The sequence below is a fragment of the Sphingobium sp. UBA5915 genome, from assembly GCF_002431195.1.
Classification (GTDB): Bacteria; Pseudomonadota; Alphaproteobacteria; order Sphingomonadales; family Sphingomonadaceae; genus Sphingobium; species Sphingobium soli.
In genome coordinates this window covers 6,292-9,705 of the sequence record NZ_DJDV01000099.1, presented here as the reverse complement: position 1 = coordinate 9,705, position 3,414 = coordinate 6,292, and the positions used below count along the sequence as shown (strand labels likewise).

Below are 3,414 nucleotides of genomic sequence, written 5' to 3'. Positions count from 1 at the left end.
TGCTGCTGGCCCGGCTGCCAGCCGGCCGGCGGCGTGATGCCGACGCTGGGCACGAGCGCGTTGAGTTCGGTGATGACGGCGGGCGTGATGTCCGCACCAGCGCCGAAGCTTTCGGTCGCCGCCTTCTTGAAGACGATTTCCGACTTGGTCTTAGCGGTCGCGGCCTTCAGCGCGTCGTCCAGCTTGGCGACGATCTGCTGTTCGACATAGGCGCGGGCCAGAGCCACCGGCTGGGTCAGGCGCTGCAATTCTGCCTGGCCGGTCTGCTGGGCCTGCTGCAACTGCTGGAACTGGGTTTCCAGCGCCGGCGTCGACTTGTTACCTGCAGCCTTATAGGCGGCCTGCAGCGCGTCATTCTTGGTCTTGAGATCGGTTTCGATCGCGCTGCGGCGCGAAGCGATCTGGTCCAGCTGCGGCTTGTAGGTGGTCTGCATCTGGGTCATCGCGGTGGTGAAGGCCGTGCTCTTGGCAACAGCTTCCTCCAGATCGACGACGGCGATGCCGGACTTGGTCTGGGCTGCGGCCGGGACGGCAGTCAGCGCGATGGCGGTCATGGGCGCGAACACCAGCGCCGCGGCTTTAACGAGTGTCTTCATCAGAATTGAGTCCCCACATTGAAGGTGATGAGCTTGTTGTCGTCCCCTGGTTCCTTGAGCAGAGCCTTGGCGATGTCGATGCGGAACGGGCCGAAGGGCGAGTTCCAGTTGACGCCAAAGCCCACCGACAGACGCGGCTTGAGCGTGTCGCCGAGATATTGCTCCTCAAAGCCACCGCTCACAGTGTAGTCGGTGCCAAAGCTGGCCGGGCAGACCGGATTGGCGGCGGTACCACCCGCGCGCACCTGTGTCTGACCACTTGCATTACAGAAGCCGGCAAACTGGCCATTGCCGTTAATGAGGCCTGGCTCTTTCAAACCGGCAACCGCGCCTGCGTCCATAAAGATCGAGGGGCGCAGACCCATTTCACGCGCGGCCGAACCCAGCGGAATCTGAACTTCCGCGCGGGCAAGATAGTAGATTTTTCCGCCCAGCGCGTCGTCTGTCCGGTTGTTACGGCCGGTAATCGGCTCACCGGTTGCGACGCCATCGTCACCCACGGTAGCACTATAATAACGTCTGACGATACGCGGTCCTACACCACGGATGTCAAAGCCTCGGAATTGCGGCTCACCCAGGAAGAAGCGATCGACCAGACGGATCTTGTCCACTTCCTGCCCGGACGCGTCCCGCCGTTCGCCTTCCAGGCTGTGGATATACCCGCCCTCGCCCGACAGCGAGAAGATGAAACCTGCGCCCAAAGGCCAGAATTTCGAGGCGGAAAGGCGGGTCTTGATATATTTGACGTCGCCGCCAAGCCCAGCGAAATCCTGGCTCAGCACGACATTGTTGCCGCGCGTCGGCCGGATGCGGTTGTCGCGCGTGTCGTAGATCAGCGAATAGCCCACCGACGAAGTCGTCCGTTTGCCGATCGCGTCGCACAGATAGCGGCCGGCCAGCAGCGGATCGCACTGACCATCGGTATAAAACTGGTCCCGATCCAGCGTCACATCGTCAAAGTTGAGGCTATAGCGCAGCGCCAGCGACATATATTCGGTGATCGGTACACCGGCGCGGATCTGGAAACCCGTGGTGGTCTGCTCGTAGGTGGTGTCGCGATCATTATTGGTCAGATAGCGGAAGCTGTTGAGGTCCCGACGATAGATGTCGCCGCCCAGCGCGATATTCTTGTCCATGAAATAGGGTTCGGTGAAGCCCACTTCGATCGACTTGGAATAGGCCGAATAATTGACCGACGTGCGCAGTTCCTGGCCCTTGCCACGGAAGTTGCGCTGGGTGATCGACGCCGCGACGATGAAGCGCTCCAGCGAGGAGAAACCGGCCGAGAGCGAGAGCTCGCCGGTCGATTTTTCCTGCACATTGGTCTCGAGCACGATGCGATCCGGCGCGGAGCCGGGCTTCTGCTCGATATCCAGCTTTTCCTGGAAGAAGCCGAGCGAATTGATCCGGTCCTTCGACCGCTTGACCAGGAAGCTGTTGAACGCGTCGCCTTCGGCCAGACGGAATTCGCGGCGGATAACCTTGTCCTGCGTCAGCGTGTTGCCATTGATGTCGACCCGTTCGACATAGACGCGCGGCGCGTTGGCGATGCGGAAATTAATCCCCATCGTCAGGTCTTCCTTGTTGCGGTTGAAGTCGGGCTGCACGTCGGCAAAGGCATAGCCGAACAGGCCGGCCGTCTCGCTCAGCGTATCGACCGTGTCCTCGACCTGCTTGGCATTATACCAGTCGCCCGTCTTCATCGGCAACCGCTTGGTCAGGCTTTCGCCCGACAGGTCGCGAATGTCCGATTCGACCTTCACATCGCCGAACTTGTAGCGGTCGCCTTCTTCCACCACATAGGTGATAATGAAGTCCTGCTTATCCGGCGTCAGTTCGGCCACGGCCGAAATCACGCGGAAATCGGCGTAGCCTTCGGTCAGGTAGAATTGGCGCAGCTTCTGCTGGTCATAGGCCAGACGATCGGGATCATAGCTGGTGCCAGATGAAAAGATGCGGAACCAGCGCGACTGTTTCGTCACCATCTCGCTGCGCAGTTCGCCATCGCTGAACTTGTCGTTGCCGATGATGTTGATCTGGCGAACCTTGGACTTAGGCCCTTCGGAAATTTCAAAGACGATGTCTACGCGATTCTGGTCGAGCTGCACCATCTTGGGTTCGATGGTCGCGGCGAAGCGGCCCTGGCGGCGATAGAGTTCGACGATGCGCGCGACGTCGGCGCGGACCTTCGACCGGGTATAGATCTGGCGTGGGGCGAGCTTGATTTCCGGCCGGATCTTGTCGTCCTTCAATCGCTTATTGCCTTCCAGCACGATGCGGTTGATGACCGGATTTTCCTTCACCTCGACCGTCAGCGCACCATTGTCGTTGCGGATCTGGACGTCGGCGAACAATTCGGTTTCGTAGAGGTCGCGCAGCCCCTGATCGAGGCTTTCCTGGCTATAGGGCTGGCCAATGCGCAGCTTCGTGTAGGACAGCACCGTGTCCGGCTCCAGCCGCTGCGTGCCGGTGACGGTGATCGACCGGATCGTGCCCTGCGCGGCCGGTGCTGCGGTCGTCGCAGGCGCGGCCAGAGGCGCGGCGGCATCCTGCGCCATCGCCGGAACCGCCGTGAGGCCCGCGATCATGGTCGTCGCCAACAGGGCGGCCACCATCGGGCGCTGCCTCATGCTGCTGTTCATCGCTGTCACCCGCTCCACCTCAAACGCAAAAAAATGTTTCCGTCGCAACAGACGACGCCAAGCCGCGCTTCCCTGCCCGAAGCGCGTCAGCCGATCAAGCCGGACAGGCTTTGCCAAAGCCCGAAAGACGACAAATCGTTGAAAGTCACCAGCAGCATCATCGCCATCAGCACCGC

At 60.9% G+C, this 3,414-nt stretch carries 2 protein-coding genes; both read right to left on the bottom strand.

Annotation, left to right across the window (positions count from 1 at the left end; translation table 11 throughout):
• Positions 1–596 (bottom strand): OmpH family outer membrane protein (locus B2V90_RS18020; RefSeq protein ID WP_293922644.1); only part of this gene is annotated, 596 nt, incomplete at its 3' end.
• Positions 596–3,238 (bottom strand): outer membrane protein assembly factor BamA, encoded by a 2,643-nt coding sequence (gene bamA, locus B2V90_RS18015; RefSeq protein WP_228220808.1) that lies wholly within the window; start codon positions 3,236–3,238, stop codon positions 596–598. The genes bamA and B2V90_RS18020, both read right to left, overlap by 1 nt.
• Positions 3,239–3,414 lie beyond the last annotated feature (176 nt).